22 protein-coding genes are annotated in these 21,174 nt (G+C 67.3%); 11 read left to right on the top strand and 11 right to left on the bottom strand.

Going from position 1 to position 21,174, the window contains the following annotated elements; translation table 11 throughout:
• Positions 1–4: 4 nt before the first annotated feature.
• From AC5P8C_RS13845 to AC5P8C_RS13835, 3 genes are all read left to right on the top strand, one after another.
• The gene (locus AC5P8C_RS13845; protein WP_495218945.1) at positions 5–766 is read left to right on the top strand and encodes a L,D-transpeptidase family protein; all 762 of its coding nucleotides are present in this window, start codon (positions 5–7) and stop codon (positions 764–766) included.
• Positions 763–2,064 carry an APC family permease gene (locus AC5P8C_RS13840; protein WP_005407814.1) on the top strand — a complete coding sequence of 434 codons (1,302 nt, stop codon included), beginning with the start codon at positions 763–765 and terminating at the stop codon, positions 2,062–2,064. The genes AC5P8C_RS13845 and AC5P8C_RS13840 overlap by 4 nt, the downstream gene beginning before the upstream one ends.
• A 110-nt stretch (positions 2,065–2,174) precedes the next feature.
• On the top strand, positions 2,175–2,498 hold the full coding sequence (locus AC5P8C_RS13835) for a hypothetical protein (RefSeq protein ID WP_019662206.1): 324 nt from the start codon (positions 2,175–2,177) through the stop codon (positions 2,496–2,498).
• Positions 2,499–2,605: 107 nt separating this feature from the next.
• On the opposite strand, the gene yiaA is transcribed toward AC5P8C_RS13835, so the two are convergent.
• Entirely contained in the window at positions 2,606–3,058 is a 453-nt protein-coding gene (gene yiaA, locus AC5P8C_RS13830) for an inner membrane protein YiaA (protein WP_495218944.1), read from the bottom strand.
• A 168-nt stretch (positions 3,059–3,226) separates the two neighbouring features.
• On the opposite strand from yiaA, the gene AC5P8C_RS13825 reads away from it, so the two are divergent.
• Positions 3,227–4,396 carry a PQQ-dependent sugar dehydrogenase gene (locus tag AC5P8C_RS13825; RefSeq protein WP_241875234.1) on the top strand — a complete coding sequence of 390 codons (1,170 nt, stop codon included), beginning with the start codon at positions 3,227–3,229 and terminating at the stop codon, positions 4,394–4,396.
• Between the two features lie 115 nt (positions 4,397–4,511).
• Here the strand turns inward: AC5P8C_RS13825 and AC5P8C_RS13820 are convergent, their stop codons facing one another.
• The 4 genes from AC5P8C_RS13820 to folB all read right to left on the bottom strand — a co-directional run bounded on the left by AC5P8C_RS13820 (position 4,512) and on the right by folB (position 9,219).
• The gene (locus AC5P8C_RS13820; protein WP_233653321.1) at positions 4,512–5,069 is read right to left on the bottom strand and encodes a hypothetical protein; all 558 of its coding nucleotides are present in this window, start codon (positions 5,067–5,069) and stop codon (positions 4,512–4,514) included.
• Positions 5,070–5,199: 130 nt separating this feature from the next.
• The gene (locus tag AC5P8C_RS13815) at positions 5,200–7,374 is read right to left on the bottom strand and encodes a glycoside hydrolase family 3 N-terminal domain-containing protein (protein ID WP_019662210.1); all 2,175 of its coding nucleotides are present in this window, start codon (positions 7,372–7,374) and stop codon (positions 5,200–5,202) included.
• A 128-nt stretch (positions 7,375–7,502) separates the two neighbouring features.
• Positions 7,503–8,774: a mechanosensitive ion channel family protein gene (locus AC5P8C_RS13810; RefSeq protein ID WP_019662211.1), complete on the bottom strand. Its 1,272-nt coding sequence runs from the start codon at positions 8,772–8,774 to the stop codon at positions 7,503–7,505.
• Positions 8,775–8,865: 91 nt separating this feature from the next.
• Positions 8,866–9,219: a dihydroneopterin aldolase gene (gene folB, locus AC5P8C_RS13805; RefSeq protein WP_019662212.1), complete on the bottom strand. Its 354-nt coding sequence runs from the start codon at positions 9,217–9,219 to the stop codon at positions 8,866–8,868.
• A 357-nt stretch (positions 9,220–9,576) separates the two neighbouring features.
• Here folB and AC5P8C_RS13800 point away from each other — a divergent pair, with 357 nt between their 5' ends.
• Positions 9,577–10,242, top strand: coding sequence for a hypothetical protein (locus tag AC5P8C_RS13800; protein ID WP_019662213.1), 666 nt, complete (start codon positions 9,577–9,579; stop codon positions 10,240–10,242).
• Positions 10,243–10,275: 33 nt separating this feature from the next.
• On the opposite strand, the gene tsaD is transcribed toward AC5P8C_RS13800, so the two are convergent.
• Positions 10,276–11,301 (bottom strand): tRNA (adenosine(37)-N6)-threonylcarbamoyltransferase complex transferase subunit TsaD, encoded by a 1,026-nt coding sequence (gene tsaD / locus AC5P8C_RS13795; protein WP_019662214.1) that lies wholly within the window; start codon positions 11,299–11,301, stop codon positions 10,276–10,278.
• A gap of 166 nt (positions 11,302–11,467) precedes the next feature.
• On the opposite strand from tsaD, the gene rpsU reads away from it, so the two are divergent.
• The 6 genes from rpsU to AC5P8C_RS13765 all read left to right on the top strand — a co-directional run bounded on the left by rpsU (position 11,468) and on the right by AC5P8C_RS13765 (position 16,616).
• Positions 11,468–11,683 carry a 30S ribosomal protein S21 gene (rpsU, locus tag AC5P8C_RS13790; protein WP_002808376.1) on the top strand — a complete coding sequence of 72 codons (216 nt, stop codon included), beginning with the start codon at positions 11,468–11,470 and terminating at the stop codon, positions 11,681–11,683.
• A gap of 133 nt (positions 11,684–11,816) precedes the next feature.
• Positions 11,817–12,260: a GatB/YqeY domain-containing protein gene (locus AC5P8C_RS13785; protein WP_005415013.1), complete on the top strand. Its 444-nt coding sequence runs from the start codon at positions 11,817–11,819 to the stop codon at positions 12,258–12,260.
• Between the two features lie 104 nt (positions 12,261–12,364).
• Positions 12,365–13,285 (top strand): YihY/virulence factor BrkB family protein, encoded by a 921-nt coding sequence (locus tag AC5P8C_RS13780; RefSeq protein WP_019662215.1) that lies wholly within the window; start codon positions 12,365–12,367, stop codon positions 13,283–13,285.
• A gap of 61 nt (positions 13,286–13,346) precedes the next feature.
• Entirely contained in the window at positions 13,347–15,086 is a 1,740-nt protein-coding gene (gene dnaG / locus AC5P8C_RS13775; protein WP_019662216.1) for a DNA primase, read from the top strand.
• A gap of 29 nt (positions 15,087–15,115) precedes the next feature.
• The gene (locus tag AC5P8C_RS13770) at positions 15,116–15,616 is read left to right on the top strand and encodes a protein tyrosine phosphatase family protein (protein WP_019662217.1); all 501 of its coding nucleotides are present in this window, start codon (positions 15,116–15,118) and stop codon (positions 15,614–15,616) included.
• Positions 15,617–15,644: 28 nt separating this feature from the next.
• On the top strand, positions 15,645–16,616 hold the full coding sequence (locus AC5P8C_RS13765) for a bile acid:sodium symporter family protein (RefSeq protein WP_483017513.1): 972 nt from the start codon (positions 15,645–15,647) through the stop codon (positions 16,614–16,616).
• A gap of 115 nt (positions 16,617–16,731) precedes the next feature.
• Here AC5P8C_RS13765 and AC5P8C_RS13760 read toward each other — a convergent pair whose 3' ends face one another.
• The 5 genes from AC5P8C_RS13760 to AC5P8C_RS13740 form a co-directional block, all read right to left on the bottom strand.
• Entirely contained in the window at positions 16,732–17,538 is an 807-nt protein-coding gene (locus tag AC5P8C_RS13760; RefSeq protein ID WP_019662219.1) for a hypothetical protein, read from the bottom strand.
• Between the two features lie 140 nt (positions 17,539–17,678).
• Positions 17,679–18,572, bottom strand: coding sequence for a heme o synthase (gene cyoE, locus AC5P8C_RS13755; RefSeq protein ID WP_019662220.1), 894 nt, complete (start codon positions 18,570–18,572; stop codon positions 17,679–17,681).
• A gap of 4 nt (positions 18,573–18,576) precedes the next feature.
• On the bottom strand, positions 18,577–19,740 hold the full coding sequence (locus AC5P8C_RS13750; RefSeq protein ID WP_495218941.1) for a COX15/CtaA family protein: 1,164 nt from the start codon (positions 19,738–19,740) through the stop codon (positions 18,577–18,579).
• Positions 19,741–19,750: 10 nt separating this feature from the next.
• Complete coding sequence (locus AC5P8C_RS13745) at positions 19,751–20,320, bottom strand: redox-active disulfide-containing membrane protein (protein WP_495218940.1); 570 nt, start codon at positions 20,318–20,320, stop codon at positions 19,751–19,753.
• Positions 20,321–20,428: 108 nt separating this feature from the next.
• A complete protein-coding gene (locus AC5P8C_RS13740; protein WP_495218938.1) occupies positions 20,429–21,142 on the bottom strand; it encodes an SURF1 family protein in 714 nt (237 codons plus the stop codon).
• Positions 21,143–21,174: the final 32 nt, after the last annotated feature.

Genomic DNA, 21,174 nt, shown 5'->3' with positions numbered 1-21,174 from the left:
GTTGATGAAATCACTGGTCCGTCTCGCTACCGCTGCACTGCTGCTTGCTACGGCGGTGTCCGTTCACGCGGCGCCGCTGGATGGCGCGCGCCAGCTGATCGTGGTCACCAGCGAAGGCTGGGACAGCACCCAGGGGCAACTGCAGGCCTATGTGCGCGACGGCAAGGGCTGGCACGCGCATGGACAGGCGTTCCCGGTGGCGCTCGGCCGCACCGGCAGTGCCTGGGGCCTGGGCCTGCACCCGGCGCAGGCCGACGGCCCGCAGAAGCAGGAAGGCGATGGCCGCAGCCCGGCCGGCATATTCGCGCTCGGCAGTGCGTTCGGCTATGCCGTCACCCGCCGCGGCACCGCCATGCCCTACCAGCCGATGCTGGACAGCAGCTACTGCATGGACGTGCCCGGTTCGCCGTTCTACAACCGCATCGTTGATGAAAAGAAGGTCGGCAATGCAGCGGTCAAGGGCTCCACCGAGCCGATGCGGCTGGATCTGCACAACAAGGGCGACGTGCGCTACCGGGAGGGCTTCGTGATCACCCACAACCCGGACAACCAGCCCGGCAAGGGCAGCTGCATCTTCGCCCATCTGTGGCGCCAGCCCGGCGAGGCCACCGCCGGCTGCACGGCCATGCCGCAGGAACGCATGCAGGCACTGCTGGACTGGCTGCGGCCGCAGGACGCGCCGCGTTTCGTGCTGCTGCCGCGCGCCGAGTACAGGCGACTGCAGGCGCAATGGGGGCTGCCTTCATTGAATGGAGACGGCCATTGAGCGCACAGGACGAACCGCAGCTGCAACGCGCGGTCAGCCGCTGGCAGATCGTCGGCCTGTCGATCAATGATGTGATCGGCAGCGGCATCTACCTGCTGCCGGCCGCCACCGTCGCCCTGCTCGGCCCCTTCAGCCTGTGGGGCGTGGTCGCCGCCGGCATCGTCGTGGCCTTGCTGGTGCTGTGCTATGCGCAGGCCGCCAGCTACTTCGATGAACCCGGCGGCAGCTACCTGTATGCACGCGAGGCGTTCGGGCGCTTCGCCGGTTTCGAGATCGGCTGGATGATCTGGCTGACCCGCATCAGCTCGGCGGCCGCACTCAGCAACGCGCTGGCCGATGCCGTCGCGCGTTTCTGGCCGTGGGCCGGTGCCGGCATGGGGCGCATCGCGGTGATCGTGGTGTCACTGGGCTTCCTGACCGGCGTCAACATCATCGGCGTGCGCTCGGCCGCGCGTACCGGCGTGGTGCTGGTGATCGGCAAGATGCTGCCGCTGCTGCTGTTCGTGGCCATCGGTGCGTTCTACATCGACCCACAGCTGGCCTTCTCCGGCCAGCGTCCGGACCCGCATGACCTGCAGCGCATGGGCGAGGCCGCCTTGCTGCTGCTGTACGCCTATGCCGGCTTCGAGAACATCCCGGCCGCCGCCGGCGAGTACCGCAATCCGCGTCGCGATATTCCGTTCGCGCTGATCACCATGATCATCACCGTCACCGTCATCTACGGCGCGGTGCAGGTGGTGGCACAGGGCACGCTGGCCGGCCTGGCCAGCTCGGCCACGCCGCTGGCCGATGCTGCTGCCGGCTTCGGCGGCGAAGCACTGGCGCTGATCCTGACGGTCGGCGCCACCATCTCCATCCTCGGCACCAACAGCAACACGATGATGATGGGCCCACGCTTCCTGTTCGCACTGGCCCGCGATGGCTATGGGCCGAAGATCCTGGCGCAGGTGCATCCGCGCTTCCACACGCCGGCCGCGTCGATCCTGTGCCAAGGCCTGATCGCGCTGGGCCTGGCCCTGTCCGGTTCGTTCGTGCAGCTGGCCCTGCTGTCGATGACCACGCGCCTGTTCGCCTACATCGGCACTGCAGCAGCAGTCCTGGTACTGGCCAAGCGCTACGCCGACCGCCCGGGCGCGTTGAAGCTGCCGGGTGGCCCGCTGATTCCGGTACTGGCGCTGCTGCTGTGCCTGGCCCTGTTCGCCAGTGCCAGCTGGCAGAACATCGCTGCTGCGCTGGTGGCGTTCGCCATCGGCGCGGTGATCTACAAGCTGCCGCGCAAGGATGCCGACGCCGGATGACCGATAGCGCCGGGCCATGCCCGGCGGATTGATCTGGTGATCACGCTGCCGGACCGGGCCGTTAACCGCCACGCAGGCAGGATCAGGCTTCGTCCACAACGGAGCCTTCCATGACCGAGTACCAGATCCCCGGCCGCGTACCGGACGACAGCACGCCGCGCGATGCGGTCAGCAATTACTGGCGCGAGCGCTACACGGCCGAGCCGTACTACGACGACCAGCTGTTCTTCGAGGACTACGAGCCGGCCTACCGCATCGGCCACGCCGCGCGTGCGCAGGACATGATCCGCGCCTACGAACAGGTCGAAGCTGAACTGGAGTCGCGCTGGGCCAGCGAGCGTGGCCGCAGCCGGCTGGAATGGGCGCAGGCACGCAATGCCGTGCGCCGTGGCTGGGACGAAGCGCATCTGGCGGACCCGCTGTTGAAGCGATAGCGCCATGCTTCTGTAGAGCCGAGCCTACGCTCGGCTCTCGCACCACGCCTGTAACGTCGAGCCATGCTCGACTGAGCCGAGCATGGCTCGGCTCTACACCGGATCGATCACTCCTGTTCCGGCAGCGGCGGCACGATCGCGCTGTGCTTGCTCCCGCCACCACCGGCGGCGATCAGGTCGCGGGTGTTCTTCTGCACGGCCACCGCGCCGAACAGCGACAGTGCATACGCCATCACGTAGAAGCCCTTCTCGCTCGGTGCCAGCGTGGCATTCCACAGGCCAACCAGCAGCAGCATCAGCGCCGACAGCAACGCGAACCAGCACAGCGCGTAGTACAGGCCACTCACCGGAATGCCTTCCACGCGATCGCGCACGCTCTTCTGCAGCGACACCGCCGCGAACAGGTCGAACAGCAGCAGGGTCAGGTAGTAGCCCTTCTCGTTGAGCGCCATCGTGGCGTTGAACAGGCCGATCAGGTAGGCCGCCGCACCCAGCAGCAGCGCCACCCATGAGGCGGCGATGAAGGCGGTGGAGGGCTTGTGGGGCATGGCAGTGTTCATTGCAGGTCCTTGGCAGGCAGACGGGCACGCTTTGCCCGGGCGTGCCCACCCTAGACGATCCCGCCGCGCTCGCACAGGGGTCGCAGGACCTTCGGGCCACGACGCTCACGGCGCCAGTGGTATACAAGGGACAGCCCGGCCATCCGCATCCCCGCACTGGAGATACCCATGACCCGCACGCCCCTGCTGCTCGCCCTCGGCCTTGTGCCGATCCTTGCCACCTCCGCCTGCAATGCCGCTGACCCCGCCGCCAACGGCGCCCAGACCGCAGCGCCCGCTGCCTCCACCACTGCCGACCAGCGCCCGTTCACCGCCACCGAAATCAGCCGGTTCGACCAGCCGTGGGCGATGACCTTCCTGCCGGACGGCGGCCTGCTGGTCACCGAAAAGCGCGGCAAGCTGCAGCACCTGGACCTGGCCAGCGGCCAGAAGCATGAGATCACCGGCGTTCCGAAGGTCGCTTACGGCGGCCAGGGCGGCTTCGGTGACGTGATCCTGCACCCGCAATTCGCGAGTAATCACGTGATCTACCTCAGCTACGCCGAGGAAGGCACGCTGGACACCCGCGGTGCTGCCGTGGCCCGGGCCACGCTGGCACTGGATGCCAACGGCGGTGGCCAGCTGAAGGACCTGAAGGTGATCTGGCGGCAGAGCCCCAAGGTCAGCGGCGAGGGCCACTACGGGCATCGCCTCGCGTTCGGCCCCGACGGCAAGCTGTGGATCAGTTCCAGCGAGCGCCAGAAGTTCGATCCGGCGCAGGACATGGGCGGCAACCTCGGCAAGATCATCCGCCTCAACGACGATGGCAGCCTGCCCGCCGACAACCCGTTCGCCTCACAGGGCGGCGTTGCCGCGCAGGTGTGGTCGCTGGGCCACCGCAACATTCTGGGCATGGCCTTCGACGCGAACGGCAAGCTGTGGGCACACGAGATGGGCCCGGCCGGCGGCGACGAACTGAACCTGATCGTGCGCGGCGCCAACTATGGCTACCCGATCGTTTCCAATGGTGACCATTACGACGGCCGGCCGATTCCCGACCACGACACGCGCCCGGAATTCGCCGCGCCGAAGGTGACCTGGACGCCGGTGATCTCGCCGGCCGGCTTCGTGATCTACAGCGGCAACCTGTTCCCGCAGTGGAAGGGCAGCGGCTTCATCGGTGGCCTGTCGTCGACCTCGCTGGTGCGTGTGGCCTTTGATGGCGACGGCGCGCGCGAAGCTGAGCGCTTCAGCATGGGCGAGCGCATCCGCGAAGTGGAACAGGGTCCGGATGGCGCCCTGTGGCTGCTGGAAGACGGCAGCAAGGCGCGCCTGCTGAAGCTCACCCCGAAGACCTGATGCCCCGGTAGTGCCGGCCGCTGGCCGGCACCTGGATCCTTCCGGCACCCGGCGGTTGCCGGCCAGCGGCCGGCACTACCCTGCCAAACGGCCCCGCACGCGGGGCCGTCTGCGTTTACTGGATGGTGATGACCTTCACCTCGGTCTTCGTGCAGGCCTGGTCCAGGCACTGGCCGCTCAACCACACCTGGCCGCTGCCGATCATCACGCCCTGCTGGTTGACGAACACCTTGCCGAAGTCCTGCTCGGACACTGCCTTGACCACCTCCGGCGTGATGATCTTCTCGTAGTTGCGCTGGAACTCTCCGGGGCCGGAGATCTTCTTTCCGCCGCTGATGTTCAAGGGGAATCGCACTTCTTCGACCACCGCAGCGCGATCACCGCCAACCACGGCGGTCTTGAACGCATTGAAGACCTTCTCGAACTGCGCGGCATCGCCAAGCAGCGACTCGATGCGCGCACGCGCATCCTCGGCGGGCGCCTCGGCTGCTGGTGCGGGCGGTGCTAAGTCGGCGGGTCCAGCAGCCGGCGCTGTCGGTTCAGCGGAAGGCGTCGCTGCCGCGCTGGCCTCCATCGGCGGCGGCGCATCCGCCGCAGGCTCGGCCGGCGGTGCCGCCGGCTGCGAACAGGCGGCCAGCATCAGGGCGGGAATCAGGTAGGCCATCCGGCGCATGCGCGCACTCCATCGAAACAGGAAGCCCGATGGTAGCGCCGCCACAGTGACGGCAACAAAAAGGGGACGGAGGGGATTAAGTCGTTTGTGCCACTAACGACTTAATCCCCTCCGTCCCCTTTTTCTTCAATCAGGCCTTCAGCAGTTCGAACTGCACCGCTTCGCCAGCCGCCGAGGACGCGCACACCCACAGGTCGAACAGGCCCGGCTCGGCACGCAGCACGCCGTCGCGGCCGGTAAACGCCAGCTGCTCGCGGGTCAGGGTGAACACCACGTCGGTCGACTCGCCCGGCTGCAGTGCCACCTTGCGGAAGTCCTTCAGTTCGCGCACCGGACGCACGCGGCTGGCCACACGGTCGTGGATGTACAGCTGCACGACTTCCTCGCCAGCAACGCTGCCGGTGTTGGTCAGCGTGGTGGTGATGGTCAGGGTGTCGTCCCAGCCGAGCTGTGCAGTGCTCAGCTGCGGCACGCCGTAGGCGAAGGTGGTGTAGCCGATGCCATGGCCGAACGGGTACAGCGGTTCGTTCGGAATCTCGCGCCAGCGGGCCTTGAACTCCGACATCGTCGGCAGTTCCGGGCGACCGGTGCGCGGGTGGTTGTAGAAGTACGGCTGCTGGCCGGACACCTGCGGGAAGCTGACCGGCAGGCGGCCGGACGGGCTGTAGTCGCCGAACAGCACATCGGCCACGGCATGGCCGGTCTGCGTGCCCAGGTACCAGGTCACCGCCACAGCCTGTGCATTGCGCACCGCGCCCTGCAGCGCCAGCGCGCGGCCATTGCGCAGCAGCACCACCAGCGGCTTGCCGGTCATCGCCACGGCCTCGGCCAGCGCCTGCTGTGCCGGCGGCAGGGTAATCTCCACGCGCGACTGTGCTTCACCGCTGTAACGCTGCGGTTCGCCCAGCGCCAACACCACCACATCGGCTCGCAGCGCGGCAGCCACCGCCGCTTCGGTACCGCCTGGAATGGCCGCTTCCAGTTCGCAGCCCGGCACGATTTCCAGCAGCGCTTCGTCGCCGATGGCGGCACGCACGCCGGTCTCCAGGTCCACGTAACGCTGCTTGTCGCCGAACAGCGTCCAGCAGCCTTCGATGTTCTCGCGGTCCTGCACGAACGGGCCGATCAGCGCGATCTTCTGCCCGGTCTTCTGCAACGGCAGCACGTTGTCGCGGTTGTTCAGCAGCACGATCGAACGCCGCGCGGCGTCGCGCGACAGTTGGTCATGCGCGTCGAGGTACGAGGTATCGGCTTCGCGTGCCGGGTCAAGCGAACGGTACGGGTCGTCGAACAAGCCGATGGTTTCCTTCAGCCACAGGATGCGCCGCACGCCCTCATCCAGCACCGCCATCGGCACCTCGCCGCTCTCGACCAGGCCCGGCAGGTGCTCAGCATAGAAGCCGCTCTGCATGCTCAGGTCCAGGCCGGCGGTGAACGCCTTGGCGGTGGCATCGCGGTCGTCGGCGGCATAGCCGTGGGCGACCAGCTCCATGTCGGCGGTGTAGTCGGAGATCACCACGCCCGGGAACTTCCATTCGCCGCGCAGGATGTCGGTCAGCAGTTCAGCGTTGGCACTGGCCGGCACACCATTGATGTCATTGAACGAGGACATCACGGTGATCGCGCCGGCATCGAAGGCGGCCTTGAACGGTGGCAGGTGCACGTCGCGCAGGGTCTGCGGCGAGATGTCCACCATGTTGTATTCCATGCCGGCCATCACCGCGCCGTAGGCGGCGAAGTGCTTCGGCGTGGCCAGCAGCGAATCGGCGGCGCGCAGGTCGCTGCCCTGGAAGCCGCGCACGCGGGCGGCGGCGAACGCACAGCCCAGCACCACGTCCTCACCGGCCCCTTCGGCGCCACGGCCCCAGCGCTGGTCGCGGGCGATATCCACGGCCGGGGCGTAGGTCCAGTGCAGGCCAGCGGCCGTGGCCTCGATGGCGGTGGCGCGCGCGGTGCGCTCGGCCAGGTCCGGCTCGAAGCTGGCGGCCTCGCCCAGCGGAATCGGGAACACGGTGCGCATGCCGTGGATGACGTCGGCGGCCAGGATCACCGGGATGCCCAGGCGGCTCTCCTCGGTGGCGACCTGCTGGATGCGACGGCCCAGCTCGGCGCCCACGCCATTGAACAGCGAGCCGACCTTGCCCTCGCGCACCTGCTGCAGCACCTGGTCGGCATTGCGCACGTTGGCTTCCGGGTTCACGTCCGGGGCGAACGGGCGGACCATGTCCGCGAAGACACCCAGCTGGCCGACCTTTTCCTCGACGGTCATCTGGGCAATGAGGGATTCGATGCGTTCGGAGGCCACCGGCAGTCCTTGATGAAAACGTTTACAAGCCCGGCATTCTAGCGATCCCGAGCCATTTGGCGAGAGGTTTCTTCATTCAGTTTCAGCCACCAGCGGGGTCCGTATGGCTCCGTCGGGGCCACCGCAGCTTACTCCGAGCCGGCCAGCTGGCGCTGCCCGGCCATCAACATGGCGTCGCTGGACGCCTGGAACACGCGCAGCCCGAAGGCTGGCAGGATCGCCAGCAGGTGGTCGAAGATGTCCGACTGCACGGCCTCGTACTCGCCCCAGGCGGTGCTGCGGGTGAAGCAGTACAGCTCCAGCGGCAGGCCCTCGGTGGTCGGCTGCAGCTGCCGCACCAGCAGGGTCATGTCGGTATGGATGCCCGGATGGCTGCGCAGGTAGCGCTCCACATACGCGCGGAACGTGCCCAGGTTGGTCACCCGGCGGCTGTTGACCTCGGCCATGCCCTGCTCGCGCAGGCGCCCGTTCCACTGCCCCAGTTCCTGTTCCTTCTCCTGCAGGTAGTCGCGCAGCAGCGCGAACTGGCCGAGGAAGGCCAGGTCGCCCTGGTCCAGGAAACCGACGCTGTGCTGGTCCAGGTACAGCGCGCGCTTGATCCGGCGGCCACCGGCTTCCTGCATGCCGCGCCAGTTCTTGAACGACTCGGTCACCAGCTTCTTGGTCGGGATGGTGGTGATGGTCTTGTCGAAGTTCTGTACGGTGATGGTGTGCAGCGCGATGTCGATGACGTCGCCGTCGGCGTTCTGGCTGGGCATCTCGATCCAGTCGCCAATGCGCACGCGGCCATCGCCACTGATCTGCACGCTGGCCACCAGCGACAGGATGGTGTCCTGGAAGATCAGCATCAGCACCGCCGTGGCTGCGCCCAGGCCGGTGACCAGATAGCGCAGGTCGACGCCCGCCAGGGTGGCAACGATCGACAGGCCGGCGATCACGAAGAGGACGATCTTGGCGACCTGCAGGTAGCCCTTGATCGGCTTGTTGCGTGCCTCGGGGCGGCGCTCGTACAAATCGTTGGCCGCATCCAGCGCATGCGAGATGGCCAGCACCACGGTCAGGATCGCCCACGCCTGGCAGGCGCCGATGATGAAGCTGACCAGGCCCGGCGGCAGGTCCGGCACGATGCGGATGCCCGAGGCGATCACCTGGCTGGGCACCACGTTGGACAGGCGCGAGATCACCCGCATCAGGTGGCTGCCGCGGCCGGTGTCAGCGCCGGGGAGGCGGCTGAGCAGGCGCCGCAGGCCACGTAACAGGATGCGTTTGGTCACCCAGTTGGCCAGGCCAGCGGCGATCAGCAGCGCCGAGATCATCAACGCCAGGTAGGCGCCGGGATAGGGTTCCAGTGTGTTCTGCAGCCGTTCCAGCCACTGTACCGCCACCACCGCGTCCACCATCGGTTGTCTCCTGTCTGTTTCGTTGTTGCCAAGGTTGCCGGCCAGCGGCCGGCACTACCGGGGTCGTCGGCCAACGGCCGGCACGACCGGGTCAGTCCCGCATGCGTTCGATGATCACGCCCACCGCACGCGCGCCGCGCACTGCGCCCGGCTTGCTCAGCTTCAGGCGCAGCCACTTCACGTCGAATTCGTCCAGCACGATCTGCGCGCAGCGCTCGGCCAGCGTCTCGACCAGGCCGAACTCCGACTCGCGCACGAACTGTTCCAGGCGCTTGCTCACCGCCTTGTAGTTCAGGGTGTGGGCGATGTCATCGGTGGCTGCGGGGCGACGGTTGTCGAAACCCATTTCCAGGTCGAACACCAGGTCCTGGCGGATCCGTCGTTCCCAATCGTAGATACCGATCAGGGCGTCGATCGTCAGCCCTTCGATGAAAACCTTGTCCATTGCGCTTACCGGCACGAATACAGGCGGCCATGGTAACGGCACGGCGGTGAGCCTGCCCGGAACGGGCGGTGGGCCACCGGCGTGGGGCGGCCCGGAAAAAACAAAGGGCCCTGCTAGCGGGGCCCTTTGGTACTACCGTTTGTCCCCAGGGGGAGCTGGAATCCAGCCGCGAGTCCCGGTGGCGCAGGCACGCAGATTAGGCAAGGACCAGATCGCCGGTCAAGGCCAAATCCGACAGGACAGGTCAGGTATTCGTCCGAGGCAAAACGCAGAAAATCAGCCGCGCGGACAAGGACGTTCCCTGATGGTCGCCGCCGCCCACTCTCGCGAACATCGATCCCTCCTTCACCACCGCACATGACGATGGCTCCATACGATGTACTGCGGCGCGCGTTGTCAGCGGAGCGTCTGTCTACTTACGAGAGAATCGCATCGACCTGCGGCCCCGACGTCACAGCCGAATCCCTCTACCTCTGGAACATGCGGCTGTGCAGTGCACTGATGATGCCGGTCCATCTGTGCGAGGTGGTCACCCGCAACGCCGCGGCAATGGTTCTTGTTCGGCAGCACGGTCCACGTTGGCCCTGGAATGATGCCTTCAGACGCAGGCTGCCAACTTCGTCCAGTACTTCTCCACGCACGGCACTGGAACAACTTGCCAGTCGCGCAAGCGATACACCTGAAATCGTCGCCAACCTGCCTATGGTGTTCTGGCAGCAGCTATTCACATGTCGCTTCGATTCCACGCTGTGGATACCGGCACTCAGCGGAGTCCTGCGCCATGCGCCTTGCGCCCACCCCAGTGTCATCCGGAAAGTCATCCACGCGGATATTGGCCGCATCCGCCACCTGCGCAACCGCATCGCCCATCACGAGCCCATCCTCGAGCGCGACATCGGCGCCGACCTGGCCGCGATCGGGCGGCTGATCCATGCCCGCTGCCCACACACCCTGGGCTGGCTGCAGCGCCATGAGCGGGCGACAACCGTGCTGGCGGCGTCGCCGTTGGCAGTGCATCGGTAATGCGTCCGCCGGGCATGGCCCGACGCTATCGGTTCACACCGCCGGCAGGGTCGCCATGTCCCAGCGCGGGGTCACGTCCACCTTCGGCGGGCTGTGCTGGCCAGCCTGCAGCCGCAGCGCGCCAGCGAAGGCGATCATCGCGCCGTTGTCGGTGCACAGTGCAGGCCGCGGGAAGCAGGCGCGGCCGCCGAGGCGCTCGGCCATCTGCTGCAGGCGGGCGCGCAGGCGCTTGTTGGCACCTACACCGCCGGCAACCACGATCACGTTCGTCCCGGCCGCTTCCAGCGCGCGCTCGCACTTGATCGACAGGGTCTCGACCACCGCGTCCTCAAAGCCCCGGGCAATATCGGCGCGGGTCTGGTCGCTCTGGTCGCTGTCGCGCCAGGCCATCAGGACCTGGGTCTTCAGGCCGGAGAAGCTGAAATCCAGCCCCGGGCGGTCGGTCATCGGCCGCGCGAAGCGGTACGCGCCCGGCGTGCCCTGCTCGGCCAGCCTGGCCAGCTGCGGGCCGCCCGGGTACGGCAGGCCCATCAGCTTGGCGGTCTTGTCGAAGGCCTCGCCAGCCGCATCGTCCAGGGTTTCGCCCAGCAGCCGGTACTGGCCGATCGCATCCACCGCCACCAGCTGGGTATGGCCACCGGACACCAGCAGCGCAACGAACGGGGCCTGCGGCGGGTCGTCTTCCATCAGCGGTGCCAGCAGGTGCCCCTCCATATGGTGTACGCCGACGGCCGGGACCTCCAGCGCCCAAGCCAGTGATCGGGCCACGCCCGCACCCACCAGCAGCGCGCCGACCAGGCCGGGACCGGCCGTATAGGCGACGCCATCGATATCGCCTACACCCAGACCGGCGTCGGCCAAGGTCTGGCGCACCAGCGGCAGCAGCTTGCGGACGTGGTCGCGGCTGGCCAGCTCGGGCACCACGCCACCGTATTCGGCGTGCAGGGCGATCTGGCTGTAGACCGCATGGGCGCGCAGGGCTGCGCTGCCGGCCAGGTCGGTGTCATACACCGCCACGCCGGTCTCATCACAGGAAGATTCGATGCCAAGGACTCGCATGCCTGCTATTATGACGCCCCTGCCGTCCCCTCGGGGAGCGTGCAGATCTCACTGCTTTCGAACCGCCGGCCCGTATTCAGGGTTGGCCGCTTGCAGTTTGTCGATTCGCCGCTATAATGTGCGGCTCGCCGGGCGTGACCCGGTTCTACTGTGTCCCGGAGATTCCATGCCCAGCGTCAAAGTCCGCGAGAACGAGCCCTTCGAGTTTGCTCTTCGCCGCTTCAAGCGCACTTGCGAAAAGGCCGGTGTGCTGGCCGAAACCCGCAAGCGCGAGTTCTACGAAAAGCCGACCCAGGAGCGCAAGCGCAAGGCCGCCGCTGCTGTGAAGCGTCAGCTGCGCCGCTCGTCGCGCGACGTCACCAAGCGTCAGCGCCTGTACTGATCGGACGCATCTTCATTGCGGCGGGCCTGCCCGTTGCGATGGAGCCGAAGCCGGCACGCGCGAGCGTCGCCGGCTTTTTGCGTTTCCGGGTTCGGGCATCCGCCCCGCCCCACCTACCACCACGAGGTTCCTCATGAGCATGAAGCAGCAGCTCACCGAAGACATGAAGGCCGCCATGAAGGCGGGCGAGAAGCACAAGCTGGGCGTGATCCGCCTGATCAATGCCGCCATCAAGCAGCGCGAAGTGGACGAGCGCATCGAGCTGGACGACACCGCCGTGATCGCCGTGCTCGACAAGATGGTCAAGCAGCGCAAGGACTCGGTCAGCCAGTACGAAGCCGCCAACCGCGAAGACCTCGCCGAGATCGAGCGCGCCGAGATCGTGGTCATCGAAGCCTACCTGCCGGCCAAGATGGGCGAAGCCGAGATCGTGGCCGCCATCCAGGCCGCCATCGCCGAGACCGGCGCCTCCGGCCCGGCCGACATGGGCAAGCTGATGGGCGCCCTGAAGCCCAAGCTCGCTGGCCAGGCCGACATGGGCCTGGTGTCCAAGCTGGTCAAGCAGCAGCTGGCGTAATCCGGCAACGGGGTCGGATCCCTTTCGCAACGCGAAAGGGCTCTGACCCCATTGATGTACCCGTTTCACCGCACCTTCGTCGGTCGCCTGCTACAACCGCACACATGGTTGAACCCGAGCTCAACGTTCCCGTGTCCCTGCACAAGTATCTCAAGCGCCTGCAGGACAGCTTTCCGATGGCGGTGGCCAAGCGCTTCATCGACGTCGACGTGCTGACCCAGGCCGCCTCCGTCTCGTTCTACGCCCTGCTGTCGATGGCACCGCTGCTGGTGCTGCTGCTGTGGTTGACCGCTTCGCTGTACCCGCCGGCACAGCAGGCGCTGGTCGACCAGATCAGCTCGGTGGCCGGCAGCAGTGCTGCGATCGTGGCCGAGACCGTCCTGAAGAACGCCGACAACCAGCCCGACGTCGGCTCGTTGGCAGGGCTGTGGAGCACGCTGCTGCTGTTCGTGGGCGCCACCGCCGTGTTCGCGCAGCTGCAGAACGCACTGAACCTCATCTTCCGCACCAGCGGCGAGCGCCTGGAGGGCCTCAAGGCCTGGCTGCGCAAGCGCGTGTTCTCGTTCGGCGTGGTGCTGGCCCTGGGCTTCCTGCTGATCCTGTCGATGACTGCCACCACGGTACTGCAGGTGGCCTTCGCGCAACTGCCCTCGATCCTCCCCGCGCTGGGTTACGTCACCAGCCTGCTGCTGTACGCGGTGGGGTTCGCTTTCATGTACCACTACCTGCCCGACCGCCGCGTGGCTTGGCGCCAGGCCTTCATCGGCGGTGCCATCACCTCGGCGTTGTTCGCACTGGGCCGCTACGGCATCGGCGTCTACATCGCCACCGTGGCCCCCGGCAGTGCCTACGGCTCGATGGGTGCGCTGGTGATCTCGCTGGTCTGGATCTACTACGCCACCGTCGTGTTCTTCGTTGGCGCCCTGATGACGGCGGTGATCGATGAGCGCCTGCGCGCGCGCCATCACCTGGCCGCAGCCGGCATCGATCCGGCAACCGCCAGCCAGGTGCCCGACAGGGGGTAAACTAGGCCGACCGCCCCCGGTTCCGTCGCGTGGTCCTGCACCGCGCCCTGCCCTGTTGCCCATGGCCCGTATCCCCGACGCTTTCATCGACGACCTGCTCGCCCGCACCGACATCGTCGAGGTGGTGGGCAGCCGCGTGCCGTTGAAGCGCCAGGGCAAGGAGTACGCCGCGCGCTGCCCGTTCCATGACGAGCGCTCGGCCTCGTTCACGGTCTCGCCCACCAAGCAGTTCTATCACTGCTTCGGCTGCGGCGCGCACGGCACCGCGATCAGCTTCCTGATGAACTACGACCGCCTCGAGTTCCTCGACGCGGTGGATGAGCTGGCCAAGCGTGCCGGCATGGAAGTACCGCGCAACGAAAACCCGCGCAGCCCCCAGCAGCAGGACGACAGCCGCGAGCTGTACTCGGCGCTGGACGCCGCCACCAAGTTCTTCCAGAAGAATCTGGAAGGCAGCGAGAAGGCACGCGCGTATCTGGAAAGCCGTGGCGTGGACGAAGCGAACCGCGCGCGCTTCCAGATCGGCTACGCACCGGATGGCTACAGCGGCCTGCGCGATGCGCTGGGCAAGGACGAGCGCCGCATGAAGCTGCTCGACCGCGCAGGCCTGTTCTCCAAGAATGATCGCGGCCACGTCTACGACAAGTTCCGCGACCGGGTGATGTTCCCGATCTTCGACCGTCGTGGCCGGGTGATCGCCTTCGGCGGGCGCGTGTTCGAGAAGGACGACGGCCCCAAGTACCTCAACTCGCCCGAAACCGCGCTCTTCCACAAGGGCCGCGAACTGTACGGCCTGTGGCAGGTGCGCCAGGCCAACCAGAAGATCGAGCGGTTGATCGTGGTCGAGGGCTACATGGACGTGGTCTCGCTGTTCCAGTTCGGGGTCACCCAGGCGGTGGCCACGCTGGGTACGGCGACCACGCCGGACCACGCCGAGCTGCTGTTCCGCAACGCACCGGACGTGTTCTTCTGCTTCGACGGCGATGCCGCCGGCCGCCGCGCCGGCTGGAAGGCGCTGGAGTCGGTGCTGCCGCGCATGAAGGATGGCCGCCAGGCCTTCTTCCTGTTCCTGCCCGATGGCGAAGACCCCGACACCATCGTGCGCAAGGAAGGCGCCGGGGCCTTCAACGAGCGCCTGAAGCAGGCCACGCCGCTGTCGCAGTTCTTCTTCGATGAACTGACCCGCGAGATCAACCTGGGCACGCTGGACGGCAAGGCGCGCCTGGCCGAACGCGCAAAGCCGATGCTGGCGCAGATTCCCGACGGTGCCTTCGGCGACCTGATGAAGCAGCAGCTGGCGCAGCTGACCGGGCTCGGCGGCAACGCCCCGTCTGTGCGCGCACCGATGCCGCAACGCCAGCCACAGCGGGCGATCCAGCCGGTGGCCAGGCGCAGCCTGGTGCGAGGCGCGATCGCTGTGCTGCTGCAGCAGCCCTCACTGGCGCTGACCCTGGGCGGCCAGCACCACTTCCAGGGCCTTCGCCTGCCCGGTGTGGAACTGCTGCTGGAACTGCTGGGGCTGGTCGAACAGCGCCCGGACATCAGCACCGGCGCCCTGCTGGAACACTTCGACGGCCGCGAGGAACAGGCGTCGCTGCATACGCTGGCCGCTCAGACGCTGCCCGGCACCGAGGCCAGCTGGACCCAGGAACTGCACGATGCTGTGGCCCAGTTGGAGAAACAGCTGCTGGTGCAACGCCTGGAGGAGTTGTTGGCAAAGCAGCGCCAGCAGGGCCTGGACGATACTGACAAATACGAACTGCGCGAGCTGTTGAAGGCCCGCGCCGGGCTGCGCCTGTAGAGGGGCAGGACGCTTTCACGGAGAGGACCATGCTGCTGCGCCTGACCTGCCTGCTGTTGCTGTCGCTCTGCCTGCCACTGGCGGCCCTGGCCGCAGATGGCCCGCTCAATGAAGTCCGCCCCGGCCTGTATGCCGCCGGCCAGCCCAGTGCCGCACAACTGCGCGAACTGGCTGCACAGGGTGTGCGCACGGTGATCGACCTGCGTCAGCCCGACGAAGACCGCGGTTTCGATGAAACCCACGTGGCCGAATCGCTGGGCCTGCGCTATGTGCGCATTCCGGTGGCCGGCGCAGAGGGGCTGGATGCGGCCAATGTGCGCGCCGTGCATCAGGCCCTGCGGCAAAGCCAGGGACCGGTGCTGCTGCACTGCGCCTCCGGCAACCGTGCCGGTGCCGTGCTCGGCCTGGTCAATGCACGTTACGAACACGCCAGCCCGGAACAGGCCCTGCAGCTCGGCCAGCGTGCCGGCCTGAAGTCGCTGGAAGCCGCCACCCGCCAGCGCCTGGCCACGCCATCCATTTCGCCCTGACTCCACCGCACCAAGGACTCTGCCCACCATGACCCGCTGGTGGTCGCGCCTGCGACCGGACAACTTCACCCTCGCCCTGCTGTGCACCGTCGGCCTGGCCTCCCTGCTGCCGATGAAGGGCGCCGCCGCCATCGTCCTCGACGATGTCACCACGGTCGCCATCGCGGCGTTGTTCTTCCTGCATGGCGCACGCCTGCCGCGCGAGTCGATCATCGGCGGCCTGCTGCACTGGCGGCTGCACCTGACCATCCTGGCCTGCACCTTCCTCCTGTTCCCGCTGCTCGGGCTGATGTTCAAGCCGCTGTCGGGCTGGCTGCTGACGCCGGAGCTGTACCTGGGCGTGCTGTTCCTGTGCACCCTGCCCTCCACCGTGCAGTCGTCCATCGCGTTCACCTCGATGGCGCATGGCAACGTGCCCGCAGCGGTGTGCAGTGCTTCGTTGTCGAGCATCCTCGGCGTATTCCTGACCCCGCTGCTGCTGACCGCGCTGGCGGGCACCTCCGGCGGCGTGCACGACCCGCTGCATGCGATCGGCGGCATCATGCTGCAGCTGCTGGTGCCGTTCGTGGCCGGCCACCTGCTGCGGCCGTGGATTGCCGGCTGGGTGGAAAAGCAGCGCGCGCTGCTGCGTTACACCGACCAAGGCACGATCCTGCTGGTGGTGTATTCGGCGTTCGGCGAGGCGGTGACCGAAGGACTGTGGAGCAAGACGCCGCTGCTCTCGTTGCTGGCCGTGGCGGTCGTGGCCGCCGTGCTGCTCGGCATCGCCATGCCTCTGATCACCTTCATCGCCCGCCGCCTGCGCTTCAACCGCGAGGACGAGATCGCCATCGTGTTCTGCGGCTCGAAGAAGAGCCTGGCCACCGGCGTGCCGATTGCCAAGGTGCTGTTCGCCGGCGGCAGCCTCGGCGCCATCGTGCTGCCGGTGATGATCTACCACCAGATCCAGCTCATCGTCTGCGGCGTGATCGCGCAGCGGTACGCGAAGCGCGCGCCCTGACCCGACGGGAGGACATCCACGCATGGCGTGGATCTGCTGTAGAGCCGAGCCCGCGCTCGGCTAACACCTGTGATCCGGAGTAGATCCACGCCATGCGTGGATGGTTTGCCTGACGCTACGGATCCACCAGCGTCCCGACGCTCAGTTCCGGCATCCATACCCATAGGTCGTACGGCCGTTCCGCACCGGCAGCGACCCGCGGCCCCGTGGCAACCTGCTCTCGAAGTGGCCGCGCCATGCAACCGCCCGCGCATCCCCACGTCTGACCACGTTGCGCGCCCAACCGTACGCTGTAGATATCCAGGTCCCGCAGCTGCGACGCCATCGGATGCATCTGCATTTCTGGCGGCATACCTTGCGGCCTTTGCAGCATCGCGTGCACGTTACCAGTCAGCACCAGCATGCGCGCATTGGCCGGTAGGCCTCGATAGAGCCGCCGCAACTCGGCTGCCATGAGGTCATCGCGTACCTGGTTGCCGCCTTTGCTGGCGTTGACGTCATAGCCAACGACGTCGATCACACGTCCCTGCGACTTCAGCACGCGCAGGCTTTCGATCATTGCCAGCATGTCGCGGCTGCGACGGCCGTCATGCTGGTCATCGCGCAGGGTCCAGAACGCACGCCCGCGCAGATGCTGGCGTGCCTTCTCCCCGCCATCGGAAGCCAGGTAATCGCGCAGCGTGGGGGTTTCCCCGCGTGGCAGTTCCAGCGCCAGCAGGACCGGCCCGGTGCGGCTGTAGCCGTCCACCAGCTGCCGCACCAGCAGCGGCGTCTCGCGGGTTCCATGGAATTCGCCCAGCACCAGCAGGCGGTGATCACCGGCGTGCTGGTGGATCTGCGCGGCGGTGTCGTCGGCATGCGCGGTCACGGCCATGCCCAGCGCCAGAATCAGCGCGGTGGTCCAACGGACGATCGTATGCATCCCTGCTCACTCCTTTCCTTGGGGTCAGGAACAGCAATGGCGACGCCGCTGGAAGAGATCAAGTGCAGAGCCGAGCCCACGCTCGGCTGCTCTTCCAATCCCCCTCAGCGGAGCATGGGCTCGGCTCTACAGGTGGTGCTTCACAACCAGGGCAGGATCCAGTGGTCGACCAGCAGGAAGGCGAACAGCGCCATCAGGTAGACGATGGAGTAATAGAACATCTTCATCGAGAACAGCTCATCCGGCGGGTTGAGCATGCGCCAGGCGTACCAGAGGAACACGGCGTTGAGCACGATCGCGCCGCCCAGGTAGAACGCACCGCTCATGCCCACCAGGTATGGCAACAGGCAGACCAGCGCCAGCACCACCGAATACACCATGATCTGCTTGCGGGTGTGCACCACGCCGTGGGTCACTGGCAGCATCGGGATCTCCGCCTTGGCGTAGTCCTCGCGGCGGAAGATCGCCAGCGCCCAGAAGTGCGGCGGGGTCCAGATGAAGATGATCAGCACCAGTAGCGACGAGTACGCCCAGTCCGACGAACCCTGCATGCCGGTCACCGCGGCCCAGCCCAGCATCGGTGGCATCGCGCCGGCCAGGCCGCCGATGACGATGTTCTGCGAGGTCGCGCGCTTGAGGTACACGGTGTAGATCACCGCATAACCGATCAGCGAGGCGAAGGTCAGCACCGCAGTGATCAGGTTCACCCACAGCACCAGGAGGGTCATCGACAGCACGATCAGTACGCCGGCGAACACCAGCACCTGCCACGGCTTGACCTTGCCCACCACCAGCGGACGCCACGAAGTGCGCGCCATCTGCGCATCGATGTGCGCATCCAGCAGCTGGTTGATCGCGGCGGCGGCCGAAGCGGCCAGCCAGATGCCGAGGAAACCGAGCACGCCGGCGCGTACCTGCTCCCAGCTGGGCACGCCGGGGATGGCCAGGACCATGCCGACCAGGGCAGTGAAGACGATCAGCGCGACGACCTTGGGCTTGGTCAGGTCCCAGTACTGGCGGTAATTGGAAAACATGGAGTCAGTCCGGGGCGCGCAGGCGGGCCAGCAGGCTGACCAGCACGAACAACAGGGCAACGGCCACGCCGTTGTGGGCCACCGCCACTTCCAGCGGCAGCGCCAGCTTCACATTGAGGATGCCGAGGGTGACCTGCAGCACCAGCAGCGCGATCAGCGCGCTGGCCCAGCCGCGCATGCTCGGCAAACGGAACAGGCGCACGCCCAGCCACAGCAGGTAGACGGCCACCACCACGGCGAACAGGCGATGGGCCATCTGGATGGCGATACGCGAGGCGCCATCGAGCACGCCGCCTTCGTAATCCACGCCGATGCCACGCCACAGCGTGAAGCCTTCGACGAAGTTGTGCTGCGGCCACCACTGGTTGGCGCAGCGCGGGAAGTTGTCCAGCGAGGCGCTGCCACCGCCGCAGGCCAGCGCCGCGTAGTTGGCGCTGACCCAGCCGCCCAGGGCGATCTGGGTGACCAGCACGGCCAGGCCGATGCGCAGCAGCCACTTCAGCTTCGGCGCCTCGGCCAGGGTGATCGGCATGTGCGTGGCACGCCACGCCATCCAAGCCAGCAGCGCGAACATCAGCATGCCGCCCAGCAGGTGCCCCATCACCACGATGGGCTTGAGCAGCAGGGTCACCGTCCACATGCCCAGCAGGGCCTGGAAGATCACCACGGCCAGGGTCAGCAGTGCAGCGCGCGTCAGGTCGATGTTGCTCCAGCGCAGCGCGGCGATCAGCAGGATCGCCTCGCCGATCAGAGCCAAGGTACTGGCGGTGCCATGCCAGCCCATCATGTACAGCGGTATGCCGGCGGCCACCAGCACGCAGGCGGTCACCACCGCCGTGCTTCCGAATCGCCGCTTGCGCGTGGCCAGCAGCGCCAGGGTCAGGATCTCGATGCCCAGTGCGCCGGCCAGGAACCGGTGCACCTGTTCACGCCAGGCCTTGTGGGTCTCCAGCGGGCGGATCTCCGCCGCCGGGTGGCCGATGGTCTCTTCCACGTGCTGCGGCCAGGTGGCCTGGCCATAGCAGGTCGGCCAGTCCGGGCAGCTCAGGCCGGCATCGGACAGGCGCACGAAGGCGCCGAACATGATCGTGCTCGCAGTCATGATCATGGCGAACCACGCCAGGCGGTGGAAATTGCGGTGCAGCGCCGGACGCGCGGAAAGGCTCATCAAACGGGACTCACTTCAGTTTCAGCAACGTGGCCATGTCCTTGCGCAGGCCGCCCAGATCACTACCAGGGGCATGGCGCATGATCACGAAGCCGTTCGGATCGATCACGTAGACCGGCAGTCCAGCCGGATCATCGACGCCGGGCAGCGCCGCGCGCAGGGCTGGCGACGGAGCCAGCGGCCGCAGCGCAGGCAGCGAGGCGATCGACGCCGGTGGCGTTCCCAGCCACAGGATCTCGACATTATCGGCGTTATGGCCGAACAGCTGCCACACCTTGCCCAGTCCCTGCGACAAAGTGACGCACTGCGCGTCGCAGACTCCGGCCGGCGCCACCAGCAGGCGCCAGGTACGGGCTTCGGGGTTCCAAGGGTACGGCTGGCCGTTGGCCAGGGTCGGCGCCTGCTGGCGCAGGTCCACCGGCGGCTTCAGCAGCTGGCCGGCATTGCGGTGCCCGGTGGGCTGCCAGCCAGAGAAGCGCAGCACGGCGGCCAGCGCCATCGCCCCGAAGAACACGGCAAACAGCAGCACCAGGGTCCGGCGGCCGGAGCCGCGCGCCTGCGGGGACGTAGCAGTGTTCATGCGGGGCATTTTCTCATGGTTGGGTGAGGGATGCGGGTGTGACGCCGCGGTAGTGCCGGCCGCTGGCCGGCATCCAGGAATGCGGGGGTTGCCGGCCAGCGGCCGGCACTACCGGGCGGCACGTCGCCTGCGCCACTCCAGTACCAGCACGACCACCAGCACGGTCAGGGCCAGGCCGAACCACTGCACGGCGTAGCCCAGGTGGCGCTGCGGCGGCAGCGTGTTCGGCAGCAGGTCCAGGTCGCGCTCATCGCCGAAGGGCAGCGCCGGGTCCAGGCGCAGGACCCGTTCCGGCAACGCCGGCACACCCAGTGCTGCGGCCAGGCCCTCGGCCGGCAACCGGCTGGCCAGCCAGCGCCCGGCCTCATCGGTAGCGGAGAACGCCGGGCCCAAGGCCAGTCCCGCCGACGGTGGCGGCGCGAGCAGCCCGCGCACGGCCACCGGCGAAGGTGGCGACGGCACATCCGGCAGGGTGCGATCAGGCGGCAGCGCGCGCCATCCCAGATCGACCAGCAGCACGCTGCCCTCGTCACTGCGGAACGGGCGGTAGATCTTCACGCCGGCACGGCCGTGCCGGGTCTGGTTGTCCAGCAGCACCACGCCGGGCAGGAAGCGACCGTGGTCGGCCACGCCATGCAACGCACCGGGCGCTGCCAGCGCCTGCGCCAACGACAGTACCTGCGCTGCGGCTGGACCCTGTGCATCCAACATTGCCTGTTTGGCATGCATGCGCTGCAGCTGCCACAGCCCCAATGCGGTGAAACCGGCCATTGCCAGCACGGCCAGCAGCCATCCGAGCACGCGCGTGTGCTGGCGCATCATGACAAGTCCGCGCAAACGCGGTCAGATAGGCA

The sequence above is a fragment of the Stenotrophomonas sp. YJH_SMC_46 genome (genome assembly GCF_059370315.1).
This window is presented reverse-complemented; position numbering and strand designations above follow the sequence as displayed.

Excerpts from the sequence above, each read along its gene's own strand:
- AC5P8C_RS13845 (WP_495218945.1), top strand. The coding sequence starts at position 5 with ATGAAATCACTGGTCCGTCTCGCTACCGCTGCACTGCTGCTTGCTACG.
- AC5P8C_RS13835 (WP_019662206.1), top strand. The coding sequence starts at position 2,175 with ATGACCGAGTACCAGATCCCCGGCCGCGTACCGGACGACAGCACGCCG.
- yiaA (WP_495218944.1), bottom strand. The coding sequence starts at position 3,058 with ATGAACACTGCCATGCCCCACAAGCCCTCCACCGCCTTCATCGCCGCC.
- AC5P8C_RS13825 (WP_241875234.1), top strand. The coding sequence starts at position 3,227 with ATGACCCGCACGCCCCTGCTGCTCGCCCTCGGCCTTGTGCCGATCCTT.
- AC5P8C_RS13820 (WP_233653321.1), bottom strand. The coding sequence starts at position 5,069 with ATGCGCCGGATGGCCTACCTGATTCCCGCCCTGATGCTGGCCGCCTGT.
- AC5P8C_RS13810 (WP_019662211.1), bottom strand. The coding sequence starts at position 8,774 with ATGGTGGACGCGGTGGTGGCGGTACAGTGGCTGGAACGGCTGCAGAAC.
- folB (WP_019662212.1), bottom strand. The coding sequence starts at position 9,219 with ATGGACAAGGTTTTCATCGAAGGGCTGACGATCGACGCCCTGATCGGT.
- AC5P8C_RS13800 (WP_019662213.1), top strand. The coding sequence starts at position 9,577 with ATGACGATGGCTCCATACGATGTACTGCGGCGCGCGTTGTCAGCGGAG.
- tsaD (WP_019662214.1), bottom strand. The coding sequence starts at position 11,301 with ATGCGAGTCCTTGGCATCGAATCTTCCTGTGATGAGACCGGCGTGGCG.
- rpsU (WP_002808376.1), top strand. The coding sequence starts at position 11,468 with ATGCCCAGCGTCAAAGTCCGCGAGAACGAGCCCTTCGAGTTTGCTCTT.
- AC5P8C_RS13785 (WP_005415013.1), top strand. The coding sequence starts at position 11,817 with ATGAGCATGAAGCAGCAGCTCACCGAAGACATGAAGGCCGCCATGAAG.
- AC5P8C_RS13780 (WP_019662215.1), top strand. The coding sequence starts at position 12,365 with ATGGTTGAACCCGAGCTCAACGTTCCCGTGTCCCTGCACAAGTATCTC.
- dnaG (WP_019662216.1), top strand. The coding sequence starts at position 13,347 with ATGGCCCGTATCCCCGACGCTTTCATCGACGACCTGCTCGCCCGCACC.
- AC5P8C_RS13770 (WP_019662217.1), top strand. The coding sequence starts at position 15,116 with ATGCTGCTGCGCCTGACCTGCCTGCTGTTGCTGTCGCTCTGCCTGCCA.
- AC5P8C_RS13765 (WP_483017513.1), top strand. The coding sequence starts at position 15,645 with ATGACCCGCTGGTGGTCGCGCCTGCGACCGGACAACTTCACCCTCGCC.
- AC5P8C_RS13760 (WP_019662219.1), bottom strand. The coding sequence starts at position 17,538 with ATGCATACGATCGTCCGTTGGACCACCGCGCTGATTCTGGCGCTGGGC.
- cyoE (WP_019662220.1), bottom strand. The coding sequence starts at position 18,572 with ATGTTTTCCAATTACCGCCAGTACTGGGACCTGACCAAGCCCAAGGTC.
- AC5P8C_RS13750 (WP_495218941.1), bottom strand. The coding sequence starts at position 19,740 with ATGAGCCTTTCCGCGCGTCCGGCGCTGCACCGCAATTTCCACCGCCTG.
- AC5P8C_RS13745 (WP_495218940.1), bottom strand. The coding sequence starts at position 20,320 with ATGAACACTGCTACGTCCCCGCAGGCGCGCGGCTCCGGCCGCCGGACC.
- AC5P8C_RS13740 (WP_495218938.1), bottom strand. The coding sequence starts at position 21,142 with ATGATGCGCCAGCACACGCGCGTGCTCGGATGGCTGCTGGCCGTGCTG.